This is a genomic window from Colwellia sp. PAMC 20917, from assembly GCF_001767295.1.
In the GTDB taxonomy this organism is placed as follows: Bacteria; Pseudomonadota; Gammaproteobacteria; order Enterobacterales; family Alteromonadaceae; genus Colwellia_A.
Map to the genome: position 1 here is coordinate 3,550,268 of NZ_CP014944.1, position 24,188 is coordinate 3,574,455.

Here is a 24,188-nt window from a genome sequence, read left to right on the forward strand (position 1 = left end):
AATGATAAGTTTGTCGTATATAAAGGTTATACGACAAACGTCAATAGCATCATCTTTACTTGAATGGTTTAAAGGTCATAACCTAGGTGCTGGTGTAAACGGATGACTAATTCTTCTTTCGAATTAACATAGCCTAGTTTTTCAGCCATAGAACGCAGTGCTTGTTCAACTAAATTAAGGAATTTACCATAGCCTTGACTCGTTTTATGCTCTTCTGTTGCTATGATAACAAATTGCATTGAATCAACTAAGCAATTGCCAGCAAAATGTAAGGTGAAGTTATTATTAGGCTCAAATGGGTTGAAGCTTAATTTTTGTAACTCACCCGCAGCTTTATGCTTTTCTTCCAAACGACTTCTGACGATAGGTATTAAACCATTGGCTAAAATAGCACCTTCGAATAAATGTTGCTTATTAGCCGACTCAATAAAAGCATGGCTGGTTAAATCATAGAGTGGTTGATAAGGTTGCTCTTTTGATTTATCAATATTAAGTAGTTCTTTGATGCGGCGGTTAATAGGTAAATCAGCCACTACATAGGTCAGTACATCTCTTTTGTCTGGCAAGCTAATATCATCAGCGGCATAGCGATTTTTTAAAGTACGTAATTTATGGGTTTGTGTACCCGTAACGCCTTTATCTTTAGAGAATAAATTATCAGAAGTATATGGATGTGCTCCTTGTCTACTTCAATCTCCTCAACTGAAAAGTCAGAACTATCTGATATGTCTAAAACAGCCTGCTTTACAAACTCTCCCATATCGCCAAAAAGTAGTTGCTTTCGATATTTAACCACGAGAATTAAATGCAGATCAATTAGGTGCTTACAATGTGAATTCGTTTGATATTCCACTTGACAATCTCGGTTTGTACAGTAGTCTATACAGTATATGAGAAAGACGCTCAGATACAATTATCGGCTCAAGCCGACGGCAGAACAAGAAGTCAAACTCATTGAGTTTGGAGCATACGCCCGTGGCGTATGGAACTTGTTGCTATCTGAAAATATGCGTCGATATCGGTACGATAAAACATTTCTTTTTTACAATGAAATGGCATCGCTGATAAAAGATTTAAAAATGTTCGATGAATTCTCATGGCTCAAAGATTTTGACTCTGTGGCTTCACAACAAGTGGCTCGTGACCTTGAAACAGCACTAAAGAATTCATTCAATAAAGGCAGGCTTCAAAAGTTTCCGACTTTCAAGGTCAGCTTTAAGCAGAAGAAACTTCACGATGATAGCTACCGCTCGGTCAATACGAATGAAAATATAAGACTGGAAAATAACGGCATCACTATTCCAAAAATTGGTACGGTTAAAATTGCACTTCATCGTAAACTTAAAAGTAAAATCAAGTCAGCAACCTTCAATATGAGGCACGGGAAGTGGTACGTTTCACTGACTCAAAAAGTCGAGTGCAAGAGTAAAAAGCAAGTGCTATCAACACTTGTGGGCTATGACATCAACAGCCAATATACGGTTGTTGGCTCAAATGGTCTGTACGTTGAAAACCCGAAAGTTTTTAAGAAGTCATCAACGAAATTAAAACAAATTCAAGTCCAGTTGAGCCGTCGTAAGAAAGGTTCGAATCGCTGGCACAAAACAAAATCACGTTTAAACAAAATTCACGGGAAAATCTCTAGCCAACGCCTAGCGTTCGCTCACGAAGTATCATGCTCGATAGCCAAGAGTAGCGATATTATCGTGTTTGAGGATTTAAACGTGAAAGGAATGCAGCAATTTAATGGCCAGATGGTGAATGATAATGTGATGGGAATGATCACTGAATTAACCAGGTATAAGGCTGAATTAAATGGCGTTGTTTACCATGAAATTGGTCGGTTTGTGAAATCTTCCGGCATTTGCTATGGATGTAAGTATGAGCATAAATTCGATTTGAGTGTGCGAGAATTTTCCTGTGAGAGCTGTGGATTAGTACAGTGCAGAGATTTAGCAGCAGCTAAATCTGTTGCAGACACAGGCGAAAAAGAGTTAATAGCTAATGGGATATTAGCTAGGGCGTTGCCCAAATTTCAGCAGAAATCACCTTCTAAAATGAAAGTCTTTGAGCAATCAAAGTTTGGTGTGGGATCTGAGAAAAAAGAAGCAGCCTAGTTATCAAAAGCTAGATTGCAGAAGCCCCGTGATCAGAGCGAAGCGAAGTCGCGGGGTAGTTCACGCTGATTATTACGAGAACGTGAGATAGGCATTTTATTTCCTTATTAAATAGAGTCATAAATCTTAAAGGCATTATAACAAGGAACGTCTGTATTCACATGATCTAAAACAAAAAATTGGTGTATGATCACTTTATCATATGGTGTAAAAATCTTAAAAAGTCAATGTTCTATTATTAAGCTCATCTTTTTTTATTAAGTAACGCATTTTGCAAATGAGCAACCGAATGCACAGGACTTAGTAGGTAAAATATACGGTGGGGCGCATTTATATCCATTGAGATAAATATATTTTGATAGACGTAATAATCATGATCAAAAGAGACAGTTAAGTAACTAGGGCGTTTCTAAACAAAACTCTTAGAAAAAAAAGTGATTTTTAATTGTTCTGAAGATTATTATTTAATGTCATTGGTACCAACTGAATAAAATGTAAATACCCGCGTTAGTAAACCGATTTTATCACTGAAATTTATTAATGAGTTGAATATTACTCGCTTGCCCAGTATGCTACGCGACCCCTTTTAGACTCAGTGGTATAAATAAACAATGATAGGTTTTGATTACGGCACTTCAAATTGTGCTGTCGCAGTAATGGAAAGTGGCCAGCCGAAGATATTATCTTTAGGCGAGCATGGTAAGTATATTCCTTCAACACTATACGCACCAAGTCGAGACATTATTTCTCATTGGTTATGTCAACAATTAAGTGAAGAGCAACAGCTGCTGTTCAAACAACAGCGGGTTGGTCCGTTACAAAAAGGTCAGAATGTATTACGAGAGCTAAAGCTCGATGGCATTCCTAGTGAATTATCGTTTGGCCAAGCCGCGCTGAATCTATACTTAGAAGATCCCGAAGAAGGTTATTACATTAAGTCACCAAAATCCTTTTTAGGGGCGAGTGGTTTGGTTGATAGCCAAATTAACTTGTTCGAAGATATTGTTGCTGCAATGATGAGCAACATAAAAACATTGGCTGAAGAAAACCAGCAAAAAGAAATAACGCAGACTGTTATTGGCAGACCGATTAATTTTCAAGGATTAAAAGGTGAAGAAAGTAATCGCCAAGCGTTAACGATATTAACTAATGCAGCTAAACGAGTCGGTTATAAGAGTGTAGAATTTCAATATGAGCCAGTTGCCGCCGGTTTTGAATATGAAGCAAGTTTGCAAGAAGAAACGAAAGTTTTAGTTGTTGATATAGGTGGTGGTACTACTGATTGCTCAATGTTATTGATGGGACCACAATTTAAAAGTAGTACATCAAGAGAGCAACATTTGCTTGCGCACACCGGTGTTCGTATTGGCGGTAATGATTTCGATATTCAATTAGCGCTCAAGGGAATAATGCCGAGCCTAGGGATGAATGATACGTTAAAAACGGGTAAACCTATGCCTGTTAATAGTTTTAATCAAGCTGTGGCCATTAATAATATTAACGAGCAAACTAATTTTTACAGTCAAGCCAATTATCGTTATTTGCAAACGCTGCAACGCGATGCTAAACAGCCTGAGGTATTTTCCCGTTTGTTAAAGGTTCACCAGCAAAAATTAAGTCACCTTATTGTTAATGGTGCAGAGCAAGCAAAAATAGGCTTAACCGAACAAGACTCTCAGTCAATATACCTAGATGAATTAGCTGATAATTTAAAAGTAGAAGTTAATCGTGCCTTGATGTTGAAAGCAAGCTCTTCACAATTGAAGCAAATTGCTCAATTGATGAATGAATGTGTTGTGCAAGCTAATTGCCAACCTGATGTGATTTTTGTTACTGGAGGCTCAGCAAAGTCACCGGTGCTAAACCAATTTTTACGTGAGCAAATGCCAAATACGCCGGTGATTGCTGGCGATCACTTTGGCAGTGTAACCGTTGGCTTAGCGCGCTGGGCAGAAAAAGTATTTCAATAGCATGACATTTCACTGCAATTATCTTGTAATAGTAGTGTCAACAATGTTAAAAACAATACTGTGGATTTGTGACTGGTTTTACATTTAAAAAGGAATTGATATGTGTATTAAAACATTAAGTTTTATTTGTTTTTTTTATAGTTTTTTCACCTTCAGTGGCCTAGCTAACAATTACCAACCGATAGTTGTTGGCGTTAATGAGAGCATTGCCGGTAAATCACTTGATCAATATGCGAATACTTGGTGGCAATGGACCAACACAATGAGCGATAAAAACTCTCCGGTGCGTGATAGTACGGGAGAGCTTTGTGGTGTTAATCAAAGTGGTAATGTTTGGTTTTTAGCCGGTGGTTATGGTACCTCGAAAATAAAGCGGCATTGCATTATTCCTTATGGTAAACATATCTTCTTTCCTATTATTAATATGGCGTACTGGCCAGAAAAAAATATCAGTAAAACCTGTGATGAAGTAAAACAAGAAGCGGCATTAAACAATGGCGAGTTGTATTTTGTTTATGCTGAACTGGATGGCCAATCTATTCCCAATATCCGTAATAATCGAATAAAATCAAAAGAATGTTTTGATTTACATGCATTACTTGCGAAAACACAAGCAACAGAAAAAGTTTATCCTTCTGCTACTGATGGCTATTGGTTAATGTTGCGCCCCTTGTCTAAAGGCATTCATTCTTTAAAGTTTAATGCCCAGTACCATCATGATAAGACAGTGCATGGACATATGATGCAGGACATTGAATATACGATTGAGGTCATTTAAATGCGTTAAGCCTCTGAAGCGCCTGTCATTATAGTTAAAGCTGCTTGATTTTGAAGCTTGGTCATTTATGGCCTTAGTAGTTCACATAGACATTGAACATATTTAAGCAGTATTTTACAATGGTTTATGTTTACTTTCATATTGCTTAATTATGTCCTCTGATACCTTAGGCGCAAGCCTTAATTACAAAGCTAAAGAAAAGGGTTATCGTGATCGTGCCCTCAAATTATTTCCTTGGGTCTGTGGCCGCTGTGCTCGAGAGTTTGTTTATTCAAACCTTATGGAGTTAACTGTGCATCATGTTGATCACGACCATACTAATAATCCAAATGATGGAAGTAATTGGGAACTGTTATGTATTTACTGTCACGATAACGAACACGCTAAATATACAGATCACGCTAAATATAAAACAGAAGTTATTGCCGGTGATACTAATCAAGATACGGCAACCTATAATCCATTTGCTGACTTGAAATCAATGCTTAAGAAATAATTTATTTATATTTCAATATGGTTACAATTTTTTTTCATTTTTTTACAAAATTACCATTGTGTTTTACCGAGATAACCCCGAGTATATTAAGTGAAGACAATTTTCTCTTAGTAAAAGGTAACATTATGAAAATAAATATTTCCGGTCACCATGTTGAAATTACTGAAGGTATCCAGCAGTCAATTGAGGACAAGTTTAAAAAAGTTGCTAAGCATTACCCAAGTCTCACTTCTATTAGCGCAATTATTACCGTCGAGCCTCATCAACAAAAATTAGAAGTTTCTACTCACTATGAAGGTAATGAGATCTCCGTAACGGCATCAGGAAAAGAGTTGTACGCTGCTATTGCAAGTGCCGCTAAAAAGATGGAAGCAGCCCTCGCTCACCGCAAAGGTGTCTTAGCTGCAAAATTACATAAAAAATATGAAGTTGAACAATCAGATGCATTTTTACCTGTGGAATAAATGTAATCGAATTAGTTTATTATCTTAACAAAGGTTGCTATGAGCAGCCTTTTTTATGTTCAGGAAAATGTTGATAACAGCTTTAGGCATCCTAGTCTTTGCTGCAATAGTGCTTGTTGCACGTTATTTTAGCTGCCGACAAATTTAGACCTTCCATTGTGGATGGTAAATAACGATGATGTCTATAACTGGCAGCGTAAACAGGGAGAAACCATTGGCCGGATCAAGTTTATTAACCTTACTCGATGATATTGCAACAGTACTTGATGATGTCGCTATCTTATCAAAAGTCGCAGCAAAGAAAACAGCTGGCGTATTAGGGGATGATTTAGCACTGAATGCTGAGCAGGTCTCAGGAGTTAAAGCTGAACGTGAATTACCGGTAGTTTGGGCTGTTGCTAAAGGGTCGCTGTTAAACAAACTTATCATTGTGCCTACCGCTTTAGTTATTAGTGCTTTTGCGCCGCCCTTAATTACTCTCTTGCTTGTTATTGGCGGGCTGTTTTTATGCTTTGAAGGTTTTGAAAAGGTCTTCCATAAATTCTTCCAACATAATGATAATTCATCTCAAGATCAAAAAGAGGCACATCAAAAAAAGTTGTTAGCTTTAGCCGATGAAAACGTAGATTTAGTCGCCTTTGAAGAGAAAAAAATTAAAGGTGCCATCCGTACTGATTTTATATTATCAGCAGAAATTGTTGTTATTGCTTTAGGCACAGTTCAAGAGGCTGCCTTTGAAGTTCAAGTTGCGGTCGTTTCTGGACTTGCCCTAGCAATAACCTTTGGTGTTTATGGGCTTGTTGCCGCTATCGTTAAACTTGACGACTTAGGCTTATACTTATTAAGAAAGTCTGTTTCGGGGCGCTTTAATGCCATTCAACGAGCTTTAGGGCGCGGTTTACTTATTTTTGCCCCGGCATTAATGAAAACGCTGACAGTGGTTGGTACTATTGCAATGTTCTTGGTAGGCGGTGGTATTTTGGTCCATAGTTTTTCATGGTTGCATAAGCAGGTACATCATCTGGTTGAATTTCTGGCGAACACTTTTGGGGCGATCGCTGAAATTATAGTACCGATATTAACCGAAGGTATCATAGGTATTATTGCCGGAGGCTTAGTGTTATTAGTCGTAACATTAGTAAAGTCACTTAAAAAAGCCCATTAATATGTTTTCTGTGGTTAGTTTAATGTAGCTGATGTTTAAAAATATTCAGCTACATGCTTGATTACTGATTACTGATTACTGATTACTGATTACTGATTACTGATTAAACCTTTCATATGTTCAACGACACTTCGTCCTAAAGCACTTAAAGCATAGCCCCCTTCAAGCATTGATATTATTCGACCTTCGCTGTACTTATCAGCAATGGTCTTAAGTTCATCCGTTACCCAACGGTAATCACACTCAGTCAGGCTAATTTGCGACATTTCATCTTCGATATGAGCGTCAAAACCAGCAGAAATGAAAATAATTTGCGGTTTAAATTTCTCTAAAGCCGGCAACCAATGCTTACTTATCGCCGCTCTAAACTCAGGGCCTTTGCAAGTGGCAGGTAAGGGGGTGTTGATAATAGGTGGCGTATCACTTTCTTGCATTTCAAAAGGATAAAAAGGGTACTGGTAGCTTGAACAAAATAAGTAACCTTGTTCTTTGCCATTAGCGGTGGCTCTTTTAATAATATCTTCGGTGCCATTACCATGATGTACGTCAAAATCTACGATCGCGACACGTTCTAGTTTATATTTTTTCTTTGCGTAAGCGGCTGCGATAGCAATATTATTAAAAAAACAAAACCCCATACCTTTATCATATTCAGCATGATGCCCAGGAGGGCGCGTAGCACAAAAAGCGGCCGTTAAGGTTTTATCCATCACTAAATCAACGGCATTAATCGCTGCACCAGCCGATAATAAGGCAGCTGGTAAGGTATCAGCATTCATGCTGGTATCATCATCAAGGCGAAAAATGGCATCTTGATCGCTTGTTTTTGGGGCATTATCAAAAATATATTGGATATACTTGTCATCGTGAGCAAGTGAAATGAGATCTCGGTCGATAGGTGTAGCATCATATTGGCGGATAACATATTCAAGACCACTGCGGATCAACTGATCTTGAATCGCCCCCAGTCTTTTTGGGCTTTCTGGATGATAATCCCCCATACTGTGCCCATTACATTTATGATGACCAATTACACCTACTGTCATGATTGTTCCTCTATTTCTGCTATTGTTGATGCTGTTAATTGTAATTCTAAATTGAGTTCGTCCATCTCTTCAGAATATTTTCGAAGAAATCCTGCTTTTTCAAAGACCTTTAACATTGGCGCATTATCTCGTCTTACACAGGCAATGAGCTTGTCTAGCTTACGTAGGGTAGCAATTTTTATTATTTCATCTAATAAGGTTTTTGCCATTCCTTTACCACGTTTATGCTCGCTGATAACGAAAGCTACTTCACCACAATTATGACTTTCGATGAAGTAGTAGCGACCAACGGCATGGATAACATCAGCTAAATTAGTGCGCTGAGTAAAGCACAAGGCTAAATCTTTATGTTGGTCGACACTGACTAACTTACAAGCGTTTTCACGGGTCATTTGTGTGGCATGATGGTTATAACGCATGATCAAGGTTTCTTTGGTATGCGAATAGAAAAACTCCTGTAAACGACGTTCGTCAGCGGGAGCTAAGGGGCGTAAATAATAATTAATGTCTTCAAAGGTAAATTTTTTGAGTTCTATTTCGCCTAATTCAGGTACTGAGGTTGGCGAGCTCTCTTGATATTCTGGCACCCAATAGTTTTTCCTGACATCTTTTAAAAGTTGCTCGCGAAATTTTGGATGAGCAATACGAATAAGTTCTAATGCCCGTTCACGGATACTTTTCCCTAATAATGAAGCAATACCATATTCAGTAACAACATAAGAGACATGACCGCGAGAAGTGACCACACCACCACCTTCGGTAATATGGGCAACAATACGAGAGGTTTTTCCATCTTTTGTTGTCGAGGGCAGCGCAATAATGGGTTTACCACCTTTACTCAATGACGCGCCACGTACAAAATCGACTTGACCACCAATACCACTATAAAATTGATAACCAATAGAATCTGAAACGACCTGACCAGTCAAATCTACTTCTATAGCGCTATTAATAGAAACCATATTATCATTTTTAGCAATATTTACCGGAGAGTTAACATGCTCTGAAGGATAGAATTCAACATGGGGGTTACCATCAACAAAATCGTAGAGTCGCTGCGTTCCCATACAAAAAGTTAACACGGCTTTTCCTTTGTGAAAGGTCTTTTTACGGTTGTTAATAACACCCGAACGTATTAAGTCGATTACGCCATCAGAGATCATCTCACTATGAATGCCTAAATCTTTATGGTTCGCTAAATAGCGTAAGACCGCTTCAGGAATTTTTCCTATACCTATTTGCAGGGTTGAGCCATCTTCAATGAGCATAGAAACATATTGACCTACTTGCTCTGCCACTCGGTCAATACTCGGTTGTGCTAAAACAGGAAGAGTTTGATCTGCCTCTAACCAAGCATGAATTTGATTAACATGAACAAAACTATGTCCATTCGTTCGTGGCATTTTTGAATTGATTTGTGCAATAACATATTTTGCTGATTTTACTGCCGACGACACTATGTCTACGCTCACGCCAAGTGAACAATAACCATATTCATCTGGCGGACTAACCATAATTAATGCCGCATCAAGTGGTAAAACATTTTCACGAAATAAACGGGGAATATCAGAAATAAAGCTCGGTGTATAGTCAGCTCTGCCTTCTGCGATGGCTTCGCGAATATTTTTACCACCAATAAATAGCGCATTTACTTTGAATAAATCTTTGTGCTCAGGTGTTGCCCACTTATTATCTGAAAGCGTTAATATATGAACCGTTTCAATGTCATGCAATTTTGCACTGTTGGCAATTAAATCGTCGATTAAGGCGTTTGGTACAGCGGCATTAGAGCCAATGAAAATGCGATTACCTGATTTTAAGAATTGTTCCCATTTTACTGTTTTCTTATCTTGGTCGAATAATGACATAGTAAGTGACTCTCATTAATGATGATAAATAAAGTATGCCGCAACAGCTAAAGGCTTTATTGATTAAAATCAAGGCAATTGAGTATAACGTAACGTTATTGTCTATGGTCTTATACCTTAGTCTTATACCTTAGTCTTATACCTTAGTCTTATACCTTAGTCTTAACGTGTGAATATTTTGTTGTTTATACTTAAATAAAAATTAAAGGGTTTTAACATTGAGATAGACACTTTTTGGTTATAAAAGTAATCAATTTATTTATCATCATTGACTGAAAAGAATAAAACCAATCCAGCTGATGACTAAAAGCAACCAAGGTAAGTAAAGTGCCCTTTTAGGTGGTATCTCTTGAGGGCAAGCTTCAGTGCTTTTTTCTTGATTGTTCTTTTCTCTCAGTAATGATTTTTTGGCCTTATCACGTATGCGAGATTTTTTACTCTGCTGCTTCTTATATTCAGCAATACCTTTCTCAATACCTTGGGCAATAAGTTTAGTTTGCTCCTTCGTTTGTTTAGGCTTTTGTATGCTTTTAGCTATTTTTATTGCTTGTTCTTGTACTTCAGGAGAGTGTTTATCTAACATTTTATTTATTATCGTCTAATATTAATATCATAAGGATGAATCTATAAGAACCTCACCTGTTGAGCAAGGCTTATCTTAACTTTTAAAAAGTGATAAACCATGCGTATGCCAGCGAAGGTAGTTGTTGAATTTTGGATGAAAATTTTTAATTGTATGGCCTTATTATTTAAAAGAGAATTACTTGTCTTACTTATCTTTATTAATGTCGATAGTTACGCATCTAATGAAAATCAAGTAAAAACCTTCGAACAGCAGCCACCTGGCATTCAGGTTGTATCTGAAATTTATCCACCTTACCAAGTTATCAATGAAAATGGTGAGCTTAGTGGGCTGTCTGCTGATAAAGTAAAATTGCTCTTTCATCATTCGTCTGTTGATTATCAGGTAAAGATATATCCGTGGGCACGGGCTTATCAACTAGCGTTAACGCAACCCAATACCTTTATATTTTCGCTATTAAGGACAAAAGAGCGGGAGTCTTTATTTCAGTGGATCGCATCATTATGTTCGATAGAATTTTCATTTTACCGATCAAAAAACAGGCCCGACATTCAAGTTAATTCATTAGCAGAAGCAAAGAATTATCTTATTGCTGCACAAAAAGGGCAAGCTTCAGCCGAGTATTTATTAAGACTAGGTTTTGAACCTGAAAAAAATCTATCCATTTCATATAATAACGATAATTTTATTCAAATGTTAGCCTTCGACCGTGTTGAGTTGGTCGTTCTCTCATCAACATACTTTGCATCGCTCATTGAAAGCAATTCACCCTATGCGGACAAGATAGAACCTATTTTTCCTATTGATTACTTAACGCGTAATTTATATTTAGCGAGTAGCCTTAATACCTCCTCCGATTTGATAAATAGACTTAATATATCCTATGATGAGTTAGCACCAAATTTTGACCATGACTGTAAAGAATAAACCTTGTTATTGCTTGATGGGTTGGTTGAATTACATGGATATTGGTTAAAAATACTAAATCATCATGTTTTATCTGTCTATTTATTACCGTGGATATGTAAGGTGTTGTAATTTAACATTATTATTAATGGTCTGTTTATTGCTTTCATTTTAATAATATTTTAACTGTTTAAAGGAATAATAATATGGCCGTTAACATTGCAGATAGACCTACCGACAAAGTAAGAGAAGAGGTGGTTGACCAATTAGTGATGAACTATAGTCACGGTGAACTTTCACATGAAGCTTTTGAAAGGCGATTAGATCAAGCAATGGCTTTTGAATCTAATGAAGACCTTGTTTCACTTGTTGCTGATTTAGACTTAAAAGTTGACGAAGAATATATCGAGAAGAAAAAAGAAGACTTTCGCTTTAATTATTCTTCAACGCCAACAGATGACAGTGATTTACTTATTAATATCTTTAGTGGAAGTGGCCGCAGTGGTGAATGGCGAGTCGCTAAAGAAATTAAATCAATAAGTGTCTTTGGTGGTTGTGATATTGACTTTAGTGAGGCTATTTTTACTCAGCGTGAAGTTACGGTGAAAGTTTTTTGTTTGTTTGGCGGAATTGATATATTCGTACCTGAAAATGTTAAAGTTGTTTCGAAAGCTTTTTGTATTTTTGGTGGCATTGACAATAAAGCGCCATCAACTGATTATATTGATGCACCAACAATATATGTTGAAGGTTTAGTTTTATTTGGTGCACTAGATATCAAGCTGAAACGTACCTTAAAAGAACGTTTTACCGCTTTTGCTAATGGGTTAAAAGATATATTTTATTAGCCTAGATGATGTTATTTCAACGCTAAATTAACGGCTTTATTCCTCAAGGAAAGTAAATTTAATTTTGGTAGAGAAACGTTTAATAAAGGCACTTGCGATAATCTCCTAATAGATAAATAAAAACGCTGACACATTACGTGTCAGCGTTTTTTTATTCGCTAATAAAATAGTTAGTCTGTAAAGGTAATTCTTGGTTTAGCACCCTTAGTAGAGTCTATTTTTGGTGAGCAAAGTAACAGCCTAGAAGAGGCGATGCCGTGCTCTTTTACCATATAATCTTTAAAAGCCTCAAGGCGCTGCCCAGAAATTTCAGCCAATTGTTTTATATCATCTATGTCGGTAATCTTAGTCCCTAACGGTTTATCAATGTCTTCTGGTGTTGCAATAGCACACAAGGTTAATTGTGTATCGAGCTTATCTGTCATCAGGGCTGAAAATTGAGCCAAAAATTGGCTTTGCTGAGCCGTTAATTGTGTTTCTTTTATTGGAAAGTTTAAATCATTAAAACGAACTTTTAATAAGTAATCACCCGCAGACATAGCAACAGTAACTACATTGGCGTAAGGCACAAAGGTAGTGATCAAATATTCTTTAGCAGCAGACATCGTTGCTTTTTTTACCAGTAAATTAATAAAACCACTCATGCCAAAAGAAGGATCATCAGTGCTACCTTTCAACGGAATATCTAGCTCTACGTTGCCATCACCATCTTTTAACATCCCTAAGGCAATGTTAAAAGGTATCGATGTTTGGCTTTTCACTGTGCCTGTTTCATGATCGTTTGCTGCACCTAGCTCCACACCTCTTAAAAATAACTTGGTCTTGCCAGCAATTTTTTTATCATCAACGGTTACATCTAGATTGACATCAAGCTGACCGCTTTTAAGTTCGTAGTTAAGTGCTTGCGCAATATAAGTCGATAATGAAGGCAAACTGACCTCTTTGAAGAAACCATTCAATTTATAATAGTCTTTTTTACTAAAAGGTTTAGCAACGGCAGATAAGTTGAAATTAGCGTATTTATCACTGTTACCGGTTAAGGTGAAATTACTTTCTTGCTGTGGTTTTTGGTTATCAAAAGGGCCAGCGTTAAACGTTGTGATATTAAATGATCTTTTGTAATACGGACTTGTGCTGCGATCAATAAAAGTAATACCGGCGGTATCACCAAATGAAAAAGAATTGAGTGACAATAAAAATAATTTTTCTTCGCTTCCTGCCTCTCCCTCAATGGTTTTTGGTGAATTAATTGTTTTGGCTATCGGCTCGGCAACAGGCGGTTGATCTTTTGGTGAAGTGGGTAAGCCAGTAATATTTTTTTCTTTGTCTAAGTTGGTATCAATAGTTAAACCTAAAAGGTTAATTGTATCGATGAATAGCCCCTGCTGCGACACAGTTACATCATTAATACTTAGGTTTTTGAATTGGGCTAAAGGAGGGAAATCATCTGTGGTATTTTCAGCAAATAGACTTTGCTCAATAATCAAATTTTTGATATTAGCGGTTATTAATGACTCTGTTGTAGTCACCGCAATATCATCAAGTTTGATTGCTGATATTTTAGCCAATAGTTGTGCGCCCTCACCTTCATAAGCCTTTAAATCATTAATATTTAGTGAAGCGGTACCGGTTATTTTAGGTGCTTGTTCATTAACAAGCGCCATAGAAAAGTTTTCTAAAGTTAGTGGGAAAATATTAAGTGCAACCGTTTTGTTTTTTTGTGTCGCTTTAAAGTCAGTTGCTTTTAACTCAAAGGTTTCAACGTTAATGTCGGTGACAGCAGAAGAGAGAGAAATAGACTGTTTGCTATTAATACTGATAGAACCTTGCATTGTTAGTGGTTCTTGCTCGGGGATATTAGCGGTTAGCAGCGGCTGTAATGGGGCGAGTGTTAATTCAGATAAGGTTATTTCAGAGCTTATTTTACGCTGTTCTGAAGTCAAATCGGCATTTAATTTTAGAAGCAAAGGGGCCTTATTAATTAAGGCATTAAGTACAAGCTCTGCTTGTTGTGTTTTTGTCGAGGCAAGTACATTTTTTATAACAAGTGAATTAATGATAAATTCTTGTTGGCTTTGTTCAATACCAACATTAAAAGTAGCATTGGAAAGGCTAAAATAGGGTAATGAAACTTGATAATTATTGGCAACCTCATTATTTGAATCTTTTGCTAAATCTGTTGTTTGTGCTGCAGGTGTTTCGACGGATGTTTTAGTCTCGTTTGAATTATTGGCAATAACAAAGCCACCAATAACGGGTGCCTCACCATTTAAATTAACATCTAGATATAAGCCATCAATAGCAAACTCTGAAACAAATAAAGTATCAGTTAATAGTTTAAACAAACTCAACGTAACGTTTAAAGATTTTAACGATATAAGGGGCTTGTCGCTATTTTCTACGCTTACTATTTCTAGTTCTCGTATATTTAAATTCGACCAAAAAGGGTTATAACGTATGGTTGTTTTATCAGCTAGGGTGAGCTGGTGCTCATTAAGGTATTTAGTTAGGTAATGTCGACTAACAAATGGCGAAGAGAGCCAGATAATTAGCAAAAGAGCAATAATAAATAAGCCGACAAACTTAATTGCTTTAGCTAAGGTTTTTATCGAAGAAGACATAAATTTCCTAATTTAGGGAGCAGTTGTTATTAAAATTATTATTCATTAAATAAAGCAGATGTTTAATACTTTTGCATCATGTTCTTGTTACACAAATGATGCTTAACGGCAATAATATTGTAAATTGGAGTAGGTTATTGACTTTTTAATCGACTGTCTAGTCTTATGGTTAGGATCTTGCCCGTAATCCAAGTGTTAAGTTATTTTTGTTGCTCAACAGTACCCAACACCGTATGCTGATTATCCACTGGTCTGACCTTTGTTTTTTTCTATTCACGAATATTTTAATAATCCTATGACAAATCAAGAATCTTTATTTTTATCTCATGGAGATCACCAACTTCATTTAAGGCATATTTGGCAAAAAAAGGGTGGGGCGCCTATTTTTATGCTGCATGGTGCGATTGAAAATGGCCTTATTTTCTATACTAAAAAAGGTAAAGGTCTAGCATGTTACTTAGCAGAACAGGGGTTTGATGTTTATGTCGCCGATTTACGTGGCCGTGGTGAAAGCACACCCCGTATTGATGAGCATGCTGTACATGGTCAATTTGAAGCGATCACTGAAGATATTCCCCGTTTTATAAATTATATTTTTCAAGTCACACAACAAAAAATTCATCTTGTTGCACATTCCTGGGGAGGGGTTTTATTGGCGAGTACGCTGGCCAGATTTCCTAAAATAATTGAACGTATACGTAGTAAAACTTGTTTTGGTACCAAGCGCATGGTGACAGTAAAAAGTTTAGAAAAAATGTTTAAAGTGAATATTGTTTGGAATAATGTCGCCCCTAAATTGGCAAGGAACAGAGGCTTTTTAGATGCTAAAAAGCATGGCATTGGCTCTGATAATGAAACCGAACAATCGTTAGCCGATAGCGTCGCTTGGGTTAAAAAAAGTGCTTGGCATGATACGACTGATGGTTTTGATTACTTTCAAGCAGCTAAGTCTGTTGATTGGCCCCCAACATGGCACTTTACTGGCAGTAAAGATAAAGTATTAGGACATGCCAGTGATGTTAATATTTTCATTCAAGAATATAATCCGAAAGCGAAATTTACTTTGCTGTCAAAATCTTCAGGGAATATGCAAAATTACGATCATATTAATATTCTTACTCATCCTAATGCTAGAATTGATCACTATCCGCAGTTAGTTAAATGGTTAAAGTCTCATTGACTGACTGACTGACTGACCGAACCGTTAGGGCGTTTTCTAAGTGGTTATACAAATAGCCTTTTACCCAAGACCTTATTAAACCAATAATGTTATTCATTCAGTGTAGATATTTAGCCTAATTTTAGTGCTTAAAAAGTTGCTGCAACCGCCTTTACTGAATGCTGCAAGGGTAAAGGGTAATGCTATTCTTCTCCCCTCCCACCGACAATATAAATGCGGCAATAAGAAAAACAACCAGGTTATCAATGAACAACCTTGTGGTAGGTATTTATCTAGTCTTGATCCTAAAAAGAATACTTTGTTGAATAATCCTAGTAAAAAATAAAATCAACATAACGACAAGTGCAACTCATCCTTATTTAATGATAGGTCAGGTAGTTCTCCTTTGTAAAAACAACCATTGTTACAATTTATTACTTGGTATTAGAGGATAATGCTATTAAATTTGAACTATGTTAATCATTTGTAATCAATATTAGTTCAATATCTTTGTGTTCACTTAGATGGGTATAAAGGCTAGCAATAAATCAGACACCAAAGGATTATTATGTCAAAGATAGCAACAATAACGATGGTTTTATTATTAACGACTTTAGCTTCTCCTCTACTTTTAGCAAAAGCTAATAAATTAAATTTTAATAAATCTCAGCAAAGTTCGCAACACAAAATAACAGGGAAGTTGCTGTATCTGAATGAGAAAGGTGGTGATGTTGATCTTCTTATTCATGATGATAACCGCTTTAGTTATTATCCCCGTATCAGTGAGGGTGGTTTAGTTGAACAAGCACAGATTATTGATATTCCTGAAAATGCACAGTTCTTTAATCAAGCAACATTGGCGAAGCAAGTAGGTGAAGTGATTGTTTACTTAACAACTAATGCGGTGATGTCTTACAATATAGAAAATAAAACCATCAGTAAATTGATAGATGTTGATACTTTATACAAATACCAAGGTATTTTTAAGGTAAACTTTGGTGATTTTGTTCAAGATTTTAATCAGGATGGCCTAAGCGATTTTATTACTCATAGTTTAGATACAACTCACATATATTTGCAAAGCGCTACGGGAGAATTTACTCATCAATCCTTCGCCATATCACCTCGTATTGAAAAGTCAGGACGTGGTCTGTCATTTACCCCTCAAAATTTTTACCATGCTGACTTTAATCACGATGACAAAAAAGATATCGCCTTCCAAATTGATGATCAATTGATGGTCTTTGCTCAAACGCCTGCTCAGTTATTTGATATTAATCCCATGGTTATTAACTTAAATGCACATTTAGAAAATAAGAATTCTAGGATAAAAAAACAGCAAGGCGAAAAAAGTGCTTCTGTAAACCTTGAAACCATTGAAGATATCAATGGTGATGGGCTCGTTGACATTGTCACTAAAGAGTCAGTACGAGAAGGCATGATGTCTAGAACTAATCACCTAATGATACGCTATGGGTCCATAGAAAATGGTCTGATGCACTACAAAAAGGAAGCTGATGGTCATGCGACTTTTGATGGTGAAGGTATGATAAAGTTTAAAGATGTTGATGGTGATGGCTTGAAAGATTATTACACCTTAAGTGTTGAAATGGGCATAGGTACTATGATGTCGGCAATGTCTGGTGCTATAGATATGGATTTACGCTTCTATAAGTTGGAAAAAAACGGTAAGTATGTAAAAAAGCCTATTTATGAAAATGAAGTTGAAATAGCAATTAATTCTGGCAGTGACGGTGAGGCACTAACCGATGTTAGCGACTTTAATGGTGATGGCATTAACGACCTGATCCTTAAAACAGATGATAAAGAATTTACCATCTACTCGGGGGCTAAAGGCAAACGTTTATTTGCTAAACGTGGCGCTGATTATGAAATCTCCTTACCTAAAAGTGTCCGTACTGAAATTAAAGATTTTAATAATGATGGTAAAGCAGACATCCTCTTTTTATATGGCACGCACTATGATGAAGATGAAGAGAAAGAAGTGGGTGAAAATAAACTGACATTATGGTTATCAGCGAGTTAATTAACACTAAAGTTCGTTATACTATCAAGGGTTAATGCCAATGTGATTTGCTACAAGCAAATCACAAGCCTTCCCTTTTTTTAGCAATGTCATGGTGCCATAAATAACACCATGACAATTTTTAAGGTCACATTATGCGCTTTTTATCCCGTAGATTGGTTCTTCCTAATGATTTAAACTATGCAAACTCACTTTTTGGTGGCCGTGCATTAGCCTGGATTGATGAAGAAGCTGCTATTTTTGCTATTTGTCAATTAGAGACTAACTGCTTAGTGACTAAACATATTGGTGCGATAAATTTTGAATCACCAGCCGTGCAGGGTGATGTAGTTGAGTTTGGTTTATCAACCAAAAGTGTGGGTAAAACTTCAATAACAATCACTTGCTTAATGCGTAATAAAATTACTAAAAAGACCATCTGTTTAGCTGATGATATTGTCTTTGTACAAGTCGACCCTGAAACTAAAGCACCTATCCCACATGGAAAAACCTTATTAGCTTTACAAGCTCAAGAAGCAGAATAAATCACGCCACTTTAGATTCGCATCAAAATATCCCTGTCATAATAAATCAATATTACCTGTTGATTTATTAGCTTTTTTTATTAATTTATTCCCCTAAAAAATCATTTTAAAATGTTTGCTTACATATGTAGATTCTTTTATCTAGATATTTTTCTTGTGTGTCGGTGTGTTGGTGGTGTATAACACCTGTATTGTTTTATTTAAGCATAAATCAGAGAACTTAAGCATAACTACCGCAAGGAAATATTATGACACCTCAGTGGGATAATGAAAAACCGATATACCTGCAGTTATACCAGCAAGTTGTTGCTCGTATTCTTGATGGTTATATCAAAGAAGGCGAAGCATTGCCATCAGTCCGAAAAGTGGCTGCAGAATATCAAGTGAATCCAATTACTATTTCTAAGGCGTATCAAATGTTACAGGATGAACAAGTTGTAGAAAAACAGCGTGGAAAAGGTTTATTTGTTAAATCAGGAGCGCAAGAGATAATGCTTGATCGAGAGCGCGAAACTTTCTTGGTTCAGCAATGGCCAGAAATATTAAAACAAATAACGCGATTAAAACTTTCTGCTGAGCAGTTGATAACAGGAGATAAGTTATGAATGAATTAATTTCTATAACGGGCTTAAACAAATCTTACGGTAAGAAACATGTTGTGTCTGATGTGAGCTTAAGTATTCATAAAGGACAAATTGTTGGTTTAGTTGGTCCTAATGGTGCCGGTAAAACCACATGTCTTCAATCGTTGCTAGGTTTAACTGAATTTGAAGGTGATATTAATGTTCTTGGCCATCATCCAAGAAAAGACCGTGAAAAGATGCTTAACGATGTCGCCTATATTTCAGATGTCGCTATATTGCCTAAATGGTTAAAAGTTACTCAAGCATTAAGCTATATGAATGATGTTCATCCTAATTTCGATATTGAAAAAGCACGTACATTTCTGGCAAAAACTAATATCGATATGAATGATAAAGTGAAGGCCTTGTCTAAAGGAATGGTTACTCAGTTACATTTATCTTTAGTGTTAGCTGTAGACGCTAAAGTGCTTGTTTTAGATGAACCAACGTTGGGTTTAGATATTTTAACCCGTAGACAGTTTTATACGCACTTATTAGAAGACTTTTACACGGAAGATAAATGTATTCTTATAACTACGCATCAGATTGAAGAAATTGAGCATATTTTAACAGATGTTGCCTTTATTCAAGAAGGTAAAATAGTTATAGCTGAAAGCACTGAAAATATTCGTGAACGTTTTACATTGTTAACCGTAACTCAGGACAATATCGAGCAAGCAAAGCAATTTAAACCGCTCTTTTCAAATAGTTTAATGGGCTTAACCACCATGCTTTTTGACAATCAAAAAAATGAGGACTTACAAGCGTTGGGTAAAATAAGCGTACCGAGTTTAGCTGACATTTTTGTTGGCGTGATGACCAAGGAGATATATTCATGAACACGAAAGTATTAACAACTTCAATTAAAAAAGAATTATGGGAATTTAGTAATATTCTAAAATGGCTGCCCATGATTATCGCTGCTTTGGTCATCGTGATGCCTCTCGCTATTTTTATGCAAAGTAATGAAAGTTTTAGTGACTTATTTCAGTTTTTAACGACATTCCCTGAACAGTTTTTTTCTGCTGAGCATGCGCCAATGATCCCTAAGTTATTCTTTGTAATGGCACTTTCTTTATTTGCACCCTTTTTAGTGGTGGCGTTAATTATTCAGCTTTATTACTTTACTGTCTGTCTATTTGATGAGCGCAGAGATTTATCTATTATGTTTTGGCGCTCGTTACCTGTTTCTGATGTCACCGCAATTATTGCCAAATTAATTACTGGAGCCTTGGCAATTCCAGCTATATTTTTAGGAGCAGCAACCGCTACTTTGTGCTTGATTCTTTTGTTAGCGTTTTTAGTTTGTATTATATTGTCGGTTGGTTACGATGTTAGCTTATGGGCATTGTGGGTTGATGCTGATATTTTAAGTGGTGTATCACTTATTTGGTTACACCTTATTCCCCTTGCTATTTGGATGTTACCTTTGTTTGCATGGTTAATGTTAGCGTCTATGTATGCGAAGAAAGCCCCATTTTTATGGGCAATATTACCTGTGGCCGTTGTTTTATTAGTGGAAGGTTTTGTCGTGCACTACTTCCATTTATCGCAATCCTATATAGGTAGCTTATTACTAGAGTATTTCTCACTTTCATCACAATTTGTTGAATCTGTGCAAGGGCAAGAAAATTTTGCCAGAACGGTACCATTACGGGCACTTATTACTAAATTAAATATAGGAAGTGTATTAGTGGGTATTTCATTACTTTATGGCACATATTGGTTAAGAAAGAATAAAGCTGAGGTGTAACATTATTTAAGCATATTAACTTAAACATATTAATTTCAGCCGCAACAAACTGCGCCATCAACATATTATATGTTGATGGCGCAGTTTTTTTTGTGGGTTAATAGCATTTACTTTAATACCGAACAATAACTAGGTGAACTTAGGCTGATATTATATTTGGCGAATGAATTAATAGTAGTTTGAATAGGAAAGTGTTTGGTAAACGCTATAGCAGAGTCTATAGCGTGATAAATAATTTAGACGATAACTTTCTTTGCAAATAAAGTTTCAATTTGTTGTCTTAAGCGATTTTTAACTTGTTTATTAAGGCCTAGCGTAAAAAGTATGCTTGAAATTGTGACTACGATAATCACTGTTTTATATAATTTTATCCCCGTAAACATAATTAATAGCATTAACAACAGTGCATAGGCTACTCCCATTACAGCAAGGCATAAACAGAGTCCTTGCAGCTCTTTATTTTGAAATAATTTCATAATTTAGCCTTTTTAACTTTCTTTGATTTTAATATAATAAGCTTAGCAAAGTTATCTTATTCGCTCTACATAGAAGCCAATCATAAATGTTACATTAGATTTCAAAAGGAAAAAATGGCTACCAACTTGGCCTTACAATCAGTTTTTTAGCTGTGCCACAGGTTTACTTATATAATGCTGGCCGATTTACGACTTTTTAGAATTCATAAAGGAAATACTATGCAATTAAATGACTTACTTAAACAGCTATCAACTAAACCTGAACAGATAGAATTTAGTGAAGTAATGGCGGTAATATCGGCTAACTATCACTATCAACCATGTGCCTTTAGTAATGATGACTTAATGAATGAATCAGGAACTAATGAAGGGTCGTGTAAAATATTTGCTTTTGCAAAGTTACATGATTTATCTGAACAGGCAACATTAGCGTGTTTCGGCGAATATTACCGAAAAGATGTACTGTTAAATCCTATGGGTGACGATCACAGCAATATTCGAACCTTTATAAAGCAAGGTTGGCAAGGTATTACGTTTGCAGGTGTCGCGCTTTCTTAATTAAATTTCGTCTGCGGATAAGTAACTCTGATAACCTTTTACGCCAAAATATCGAACAGATTTTTTTAGTTTGATCATTTTGGCGATAAGTGACTCTCCAAAATAAACTTTCACGACTTGTTTTTCGCCATTAGTGTCGCTTTGGTATTGATGGAGCGGATTGTTTCTTAAATTATCAAACGCTGTTTTCATAATTAATTTCAATGGCTTAATTTTCTTCTTTTAACGTGCTGGTATATTTACTGACTATAGCACTTATTTTTCCATTATTTATTAAGCGATTAATAGCTTGGTTTATAATAGGCACAATATGCGCTTTAGATTTATGTATACGTAACGGGCGTAGGGAATGTTCATGAACTTGACCTATAACAACGGTTAACTGATGACTTCTACTCAGGTAGTTAACTATGGTTCGATCGACAATGCCGACCGGTAACCTATTACCTTCAATAAGCTTTAATAATTTCAGTTCACTTTCTACATTATAGCGGGTGAAAATGGTATCAAAAGCGTAGCCAAAACCGTTGATCGTTGCAATGGTTTCGTCTGCTAACGGACCGATATTTCTTAATTTTCCTTGCGGAAATACATATACGTCTTCAGTTTTAAATAGCGGTTGGCTATAGACAGAAATGGCCGTTTCGTTTGCTCGCCACGCGCCAATAGGACAACATTCGATATCGACTTTACCGCCGGTAAAGCTAGAGCGTACTCGTGCAGAAGAGAGATAAACAAACTCTAATTGATAAGGGGTTAGTTTAAATATCTCTTGAAACACCTCGACATAAATACCGCGGTGCTCTTGCTCACCAAATGAATAAGGAGGGTTTCCATCGAAGGAAAGTGCCACCCTTATCGTTTCGGCTTGGGCGCTTAAGCTGATAAACAATAAAATACAAATCCACTTCATGCTATAAAAGACTCGTTGTTACGGTTTTCTTCTACTTTGATTATAACAAAAATAATAGTTTGTGCTTAAATTCTTATTTCTGATGAATTAATCGCTCGAGTTCTTGTTTGGACAAGTAGTTTTCCATGGTTGAACGCAGTAATTTGTATAATAAAATTGAGCCATCAATTTCTTCTTTACGGTTGGTTAAACTCTCAATATTTAACCCTAATGGTAAATCGTAGGGTAAAACAGCATCGAGTATTTGTTGTAAAGTATTTAAACAGATGCGAATAGATTCATATAGTGGTTTTTCCGCATTAAGAATACGTAGACTAGTCGCTTCAGGAACACTAACACCTAACCATTCAATAAATTCGAGTGTTTTTTTACTGCCACAAGGTGAAAATGTTAAAATTATCCGCTGAGGCTTTAATCCTTGCTGCTGACATTCAATCGCATAGCGCGTCAACATATCTATAGTGGCTTGTGGATTATAGATAGCTTGAGAAATAAAGAAATTGCAGCCCTGTTGATGTTTTTCTATCAACCGAGTATGTTCATTACCTTTATTTGCATGACGTTCTGCAATGGTGATCCCACCGATAAAGAAATCATTTTTATTATCAACTAAGGTTTTATAAGCACTGGCAAGTGGCAATGAAATCGTGTTTTTTTGCGAAGGGCTACCAACAAGAACAACGTCACGAATGCCATACGTGTGCCAAGCTTCATTTGCCCATTGATCAAAATCATCGTTACTTGACTGAACAACACTTTTATAAGTGATCACAGGTCGTTGAGATTGATTCTGCAGTAATGATGAATAATAACGGGGATCTAATGTTGATTTAAAAGGAAAAGGACGCGGTACATTGGTACGCGAATTTTCGTCTTGTATATCATAAACAATCAAACCATCAAAATCGATATCACTGACACGTTCAAGCAGCTTATTAGCAATAATTTCAATTTGTTCTGCTGGTGTATCACTTTTAGGGGGGGTTGTGCCAATAAAATAGACGCCGCGTGTATTATCGTTATAGCGAGCTCTTAATTCTGAACCTTTGTTCACTTTATTTATATACCGTAATTTTGATAAGACTGTGAGATTATAATACCTTCTTAGTAAAAATAAATCTTTGTGATATTCATATTTTATTGTTGATAAAAAAATAATTTGTATATATTGATAAATAATTAAAATTAATTGTAATAAATCTTAATTCTATAAGACTAACTGTTCTATAAACCACAAAACACTCACGCTTAAAGTTATATATTAAGGAAGATA

At 36.1% G+C, this 24,188-nt stretch carries 24 protein-coding genes and 1 pseudogene; 15 read left to right on the forward strand and 10 right to left on the reverse strand.

Translation table 11 applies throughout. The annotated features are described in order from the left end of the window. Positions 1-68: 68 nt before the first annotated feature. Together A3Q34_RS15185 and A3Q34_RS21120 are read right to left on the reverse strand one after the other, a co-directional pair. A pseudogene (locus A3Q34_RS15185) lies at positions 69-614 on the reverse strand (DUF3083 family protein); the annotation flags it as partial. Further along, entirely contained in the window at positions 596-853 is a 258-nt protein-coding gene (locus A3Q34_RS21120) for a transposase (RefSeq protein ID WP_269447159.1), read from the reverse strand. The pseudogene A3Q34_RS15185 and the gene A3Q34_RS21120, both read right to left, overlap by 19 nt. Before the next feature lie 37 nt (positions 854-890). On the opposite strand from A3Q34_RS21120, the gene A3Q34_RS15190 reads away from it, so the two are divergent. The 6 genes from A3Q34_RS15190 to A3Q34_RS15215 all read left to right on the forward strand — a co-directional run bounded on the left by A3Q34_RS15190 (position 891) and on the right by A3Q34_RS15215 (position 6,990). Then, entirely contained in the window at positions 891-2,117 is a 1,227-nt protein-coding gene (locus A3Q34_RS15190) for an RNA-guided endonuclease InsQ/TnpB family protein (protein ID WP_070376117.1), read from the forward strand. A gap of 611 nt (positions 2,118-2,728) precedes the next feature. After that, complete coding sequence (gene yegD, locus A3Q34_RS15195; RefSeq protein ID WP_070376118.1) at positions 2,729-4,087, forward strand: molecular chaperone; 1,359 nt, start codon at positions 2,729-2,731, stop codon at positions 4,085-4,087. Positions 4,088-4,187: 100 nt separating this feature from the next. Further along, complete coding sequence (locus A3Q34_RS15200; protein ID WP_070376119.1) at positions 4,188-4,865, forward strand: hypothetical protein; 678 nt, start codon at positions 4,188-4,190, stop codon at positions 4,863-4,865. Between the two features lie 151 nt (positions 4,866-5,016). Next, the gene (locus A3Q34_RS15205) at positions 5,017-5,361 is read left to right on the forward strand and encodes a YajD family HNH nuclease (protein ID WP_070376120.1); all 345 of its coding nucleotides are present in this window, start codon (positions 5,017-5,019) and stop codon (positions 5,359-5,361) included. Positions 5,362-5,486: 125 nt separating this feature from the next. Continuing rightward, complete coding sequence (hpf, locus tag A3Q34_RS15210) at positions 5,487-5,825, forward strand: ribosome hibernation-promoting factor, HPF/YfiA family (RefSeq protein WP_070377205.1); 339 nt, start codon at positions 5,487-5,489, stop codon at positions 5,823-5,825. 214 nt (positions 5,826-6,039) lie between these two features. Further along, complete coding sequence (locus A3Q34_RS15215; protein ID WP_070377206.1) at positions 6,040-6,990, forward strand: DUF808 domain-containing protein; 951 nt, start codon at positions 6,040-6,042, stop codon at positions 6,988-6,990. A gap of 89 nt (positions 6,991-7,079) precedes the next feature. Here the strand turns inward: A3Q34_RS15215 and A3Q34_RS15220 are convergent, their stop codons facing one another. The 3 genes from A3Q34_RS15220 to A3Q34_RS15230 form a co-directional block, all read right to left on the reverse strand. Further along, positions 7,080-8,036: a histone deacetylase family protein gene (locus tag A3Q34_RS15220; protein ID WP_070376121.1), complete on the reverse strand. Its 957-nt coding sequence runs from the start codon at positions 8,034-8,036 to the stop codon at positions 7,080-7,082. Next, entirely contained in the window at positions 8,033-9,904 is a 1,872-nt protein-coding gene (locus A3Q34_RS15225) for a GNAT family N-acetyltransferase (RefSeq protein ID WP_070376122.1), read from the reverse strand. Before A3Q34_RS15225 ends, A3Q34_RS15220 begins: the two co-directional genes overlap by 4 nt. Positions 9,905-10,169: 265 nt before the next feature. Further along, positions 10,170-10,487: a DUF2956 domain-containing protein gene (locus tag A3Q34_RS15230; protein WP_070376123.1), complete on the reverse strand. Its 318-nt coding sequence runs from the start codon at positions 10,485-10,487 to the stop codon at positions 10,170-10,172. 135 nt (positions 10,488-10,622) lie between these two features. Here A3Q34_RS15230 and A3Q34_RS15235 point away from each other — a divergent pair, with 135 nt between their 5' ends. Further along, entirely contained in the window at positions 10,623-11,414 is a 792-nt protein-coding gene (locus tag A3Q34_RS15235) for a substrate-binding periplasmic protein (protein ID WP_197517603.1), read from the forward strand. Between the two features lie 185 nt (positions 11,415-11,599). Continuing rightward, the gene (locus tag A3Q34_RS15240; protein ID WP_070376125.1) at positions 11,600-12,241 is read left to right on the forward strand and encodes a DUF1707 SHOCT-like domain-containing protein; all 642 of its coding nucleotides are present in this window, start codon (positions 11,600-11,602) and stop codon (positions 12,239-12,241) included. Positions 12,242-12,411: 170 nt separating this feature from the next. On the opposite strand, the gene A3Q34_RS15245 is transcribed toward A3Q34_RS15240, so the two are convergent. Next, positions 12,412-14,862 (reverse strand): DUF748 domain-containing protein, encoded by a 2,451-nt coding sequence (locus A3Q34_RS15245; RefSeq protein ID WP_070376126.1) that lies wholly within the window; start codon positions 14,860-14,862, stop codon positions 12,412-12,414. A 295-nt stretch (positions 14,863-15,157) separates the two neighbouring features. Between A3Q34_RS15245 and A3Q34_RS15250 the strand changes: the two genes are divergently transcribed. From A3Q34_RS15250 to A3Q34_RS15275, 6 genes are all read left to right on the forward strand, one after another. Beyond that, positions 15,158-16,042 carry an alpha/beta fold hydrolase gene (locus A3Q34_RS15250; RefSeq protein ID WP_070377207.1) on the forward strand — a complete coding sequence of 295 codons (885 nt, stop codon included), beginning with the start codon at positions 15,158-15,160 and terminating at the stop codon, positions 16,040-16,042. Between the two features lie 547 nt (positions 16,043-16,589). Then, positions 16,590-18,068: an FG-GAP repeat domain-containing protein gene (locus tag A3Q34_RS15255; RefSeq protein ID WP_070376127.1), complete on the forward strand. Its 1,479-nt coding sequence runs from the start codon at positions 16,590-16,592 to the stop codon at positions 18,066-18,068. A 134-nt stretch (positions 18,069-18,202) separates the two neighbouring features. After that, positions 18,203-18,592: an acyl-CoA thioesterase gene (locus A3Q34_RS15260; protein WP_070376128.1), complete on the forward strand. Its 390-nt coding sequence runs from the start codon at positions 18,203-18,205 to the stop codon at positions 18,590-18,592. A gap of 248 nt (positions 18,593-18,840) precedes the next feature. Beyond that, positions 18,841-19,197 (forward strand): GntR family transcriptional regulator, encoded by a 357-nt coding sequence (locus A3Q34_RS15265; RefSeq protein ID WP_070376129.1) that lies wholly within the window; start codon positions 18,841-18,843, stop codon positions 19,195-19,197. Further along, a complete protein-coding gene (locus tag A3Q34_RS15270) occupies positions 19,194-20,054 on the forward strand; it encodes an ABC transporter ATP-binding protein (RefSeq protein WP_070376130.1) in 861 nt (286 codons plus the stop codon). Before A3Q34_RS15265 ends, A3Q34_RS15270 begins: the two co-directional genes overlap by 4 nt. Further along, entirely contained in the window at positions 20,051-20,968 is a 918-nt protein-coding gene (locus A3Q34_RS15275) for an ABC transporter permease (RefSeq protein WP_070376131.1), read from the forward strand. The genes A3Q34_RS15270 and A3Q34_RS15275 overlap by 4 nt, the downstream gene beginning before the upstream one ends. 236 nt (positions 20,969-21,204) lie before the next feature. Here the strand turns inward: A3Q34_RS15275 and A3Q34_RS15280 are convergent, their stop codons facing one another. Next, a complete protein-coding gene (locus A3Q34_RS15280) occupies positions 21,205-21,444 on the reverse strand; it encodes a hypothetical protein (RefSeq protein WP_070376132.1) in 240 nt (79 codons plus the stop codon). Positions 21,445-21,663: 219 nt separating this feature from the next. Between A3Q34_RS15280 and A3Q34_RS15285 the strand changes: the two genes are divergently transcribed. Then, complete coding sequence (locus A3Q34_RS15285) at positions 21,664-22,002, forward strand: HopJ type III effector protein (RefSeq protein ID WP_070376133.1); 339 nt, start codon at positions 21,664-21,666, stop codon at positions 22,000-22,002. Here A3Q34_RS15285 and A3Q34_RS15290 read toward each other — a convergent pair whose 3' ends face one another. The 3 genes from A3Q34_RS15290 to A3Q34_RS15300 all read right to left on the reverse strand — a co-directional run bounded on the left by A3Q34_RS15290 (position 22,003) and on the right by A3Q34_RS15300 (position 23,969). Continuing rightward, positions 22,003-22,194 (reverse strand): hypothetical protein, encoded by a 192-nt coding sequence (locus tag A3Q34_RS15290; RefSeq protein WP_231907367.1) that lies wholly within the window; start codon positions 22,192-22,194, stop codon positions 22,003-22,005. A gap of 16 nt (positions 22,195-22,210) precedes the next feature. After that, positions 22,211-22,915 carry a substrate-binding periplasmic protein gene (locus tag A3Q34_RS15295; RefSeq protein ID WP_070376135.1) on the reverse strand — a complete coding sequence of 235 codons (705 nt, stop codon included), beginning with the start codon at positions 22,913-22,915 and terminating at the stop codon, positions 22,211-22,213. Positions 22,916-22,988: 73 nt separating this feature from the next. Further along, positions 22,989-23,969 carry a methylenetetrahydrofolate reductase gene (locus A3Q34_RS15300; RefSeq protein ID WP_070376136.1) on the reverse strand — a complete coding sequence of 327 codons (981 nt, stop codon included), beginning with the start codon at positions 23,967-23,969 and terminating at the stop codon, positions 22,989-22,991. Positions 23,970-24,188: the final 219 nt, after the last annotated feature.

What these genes read in the sequence shown, in the direction of transcription:
- A3Q34_RS15295 (WP_070376135.1), bottom strand. Translation starts at nt 22,915, where the DNA reads ATGAAGTGGATTTGTATTTTATTGTTTATCAGCTTAAGCGCCCAAGCC.
- A3Q34_RS15220 (WP_070376121.1), bottom strand. Translation starts at nt 8,036, where the DNA reads ATGACAGTAGGTGTAATTGGTCATCATAAATGTAATGGGCACAGTATG.
- A3Q34_RS15255 (WP_070376127.1), top strand. Translation starts at nt 16,590, where the DNA reads ATGTCAAAGATAGCAACAATAACGATGGTTTTATTATTAACGACTTTA.
- A3Q34_RS15280 (WP_070376132.1), bottom strand. Translation starts at nt 21,444, where the DNA reads ATGAAATTATTTCAAAATAAAGAGCTGCAAGGACTCTGTTTATGCCTT.
- A3Q34_RS15225 (WP_070376122.1), bottom strand. Translation starts at nt 9,904, where the DNA reads ATGTCATTATTCGACCAAGATAAGAAAACAGTAAAATGGGAACAATTC.
- A3Q34_RS15200 (WP_070376119.1), top strand. Translation starts at nt 4,188, where the DNA reads ATGTGTATTAAAACATTAAGTTTTATTTGTTTTTTTTATAGTTTTTTC.
- A3Q34_RS15260 (WP_070376128.1), top strand. Translation starts at nt 18,203, where the DNA reads ATGCGCTTTTTATCCCGTAGATTGGTTCTTCCTAATGATTTAAACTAT.
- A3Q34_RS15250 (WP_070377207.1), top strand. Translation starts at nt 15,158, where the DNA reads ATGACAAATCAAGAATCTTTATTTTTATCTCATGGAGATCACCAACTT.
- A3Q34_RS15290 (WP_231907367.1), bottom strand. Translation starts at nt 22,194, where the DNA reads ATGAAAACAGCGTTTGATAATTTAAGAAACAATCCGCTCCATCAATAC.
- A3Q34_RS15245 (WP_070376126.1), bottom strand. Translation starts at nt 14,862, where the DNA reads ATGTCTTCTTCGATAAAAACCTTAGCTAAAGCAATTAAGTTTGTCGGC.
- hpf (WP_070377205.1), top strand. Translation starts at nt 5,487, where the DNA reads ATGAAAATAAATATTTCCGGTCACCATGTTGAAATTACTGAAGGTATC.
- A3Q34_RS15275 (WP_070376131.1), top strand. Translation starts at nt 20,051, where the DNA reads ATGAACACGAAAGTATTAACAACTTCAATTAAAAAAGAATTATGGGAA.
- yegD (WP_070376118.1), top strand. Translation starts at nt 2,729, where the DNA reads ATGATAGGTTTTGATTACGGCACTTCAAATTGTGCTGTCGCAGTAATG.
- A3Q34_RS15285 (WP_070376133.1), top strand. Translation starts at nt 21,664, where the DNA reads ATGCAATTAAATGACTTACTTAAACAGCTATCAACTAAACCTGAACAG.
- A3Q34_RS15265 (WP_070376129.1), top strand. Translation starts at nt 18,841, where the DNA reads ATGACACCTCAGTGGGATAATGAAAAACCGATATACCTGCAGTTATAC.
- A3Q34_RS15235 (WP_197517603.1), top strand. Translation starts at nt 10,623, where the DNA reads ATGAAAATTTTTAATTGTATGGCCTTATTATTTAAAAGAGAATTACTT.
- A3Q34_RS15240 (WP_070376125.1), top strand. Translation starts at nt 11,600, where the DNA reads ATGGCCGTTAACATTGCAGATAGACCTACCGACAAAGTAAGAGAAGAG.
- A3Q34_RS15270 (WP_070376130.1), top strand. Translation starts at nt 19,194, where the DNA reads ATGAATGAATTAATTTCTATAACGGGCTTAAACAAATCTTACGGTAAG.
- A3Q34_RS15205 (WP_070376120.1), top strand. Translation starts at nt 5,017, where the DNA reads ATGTCCTCTGATACCTTAGGCGCAAGCCTTAATTACAAAGCTAAAGAA.
- A3Q34_RS15230 (WP_070376123.1), bottom strand. Translation starts at nt 10,487, where the DNA reads ATGTTAGATAAACACTCTCCTGAAGTACAAGAACAAGCAATAAAAATA.
- A3Q34_RS15190 (WP_070376117.1), top strand. Translation starts at nt 891, where the DNA reads ATGAGAAAGACGCTCAGATACAATTATCGGCTCAAGCCGACGGCAGAA.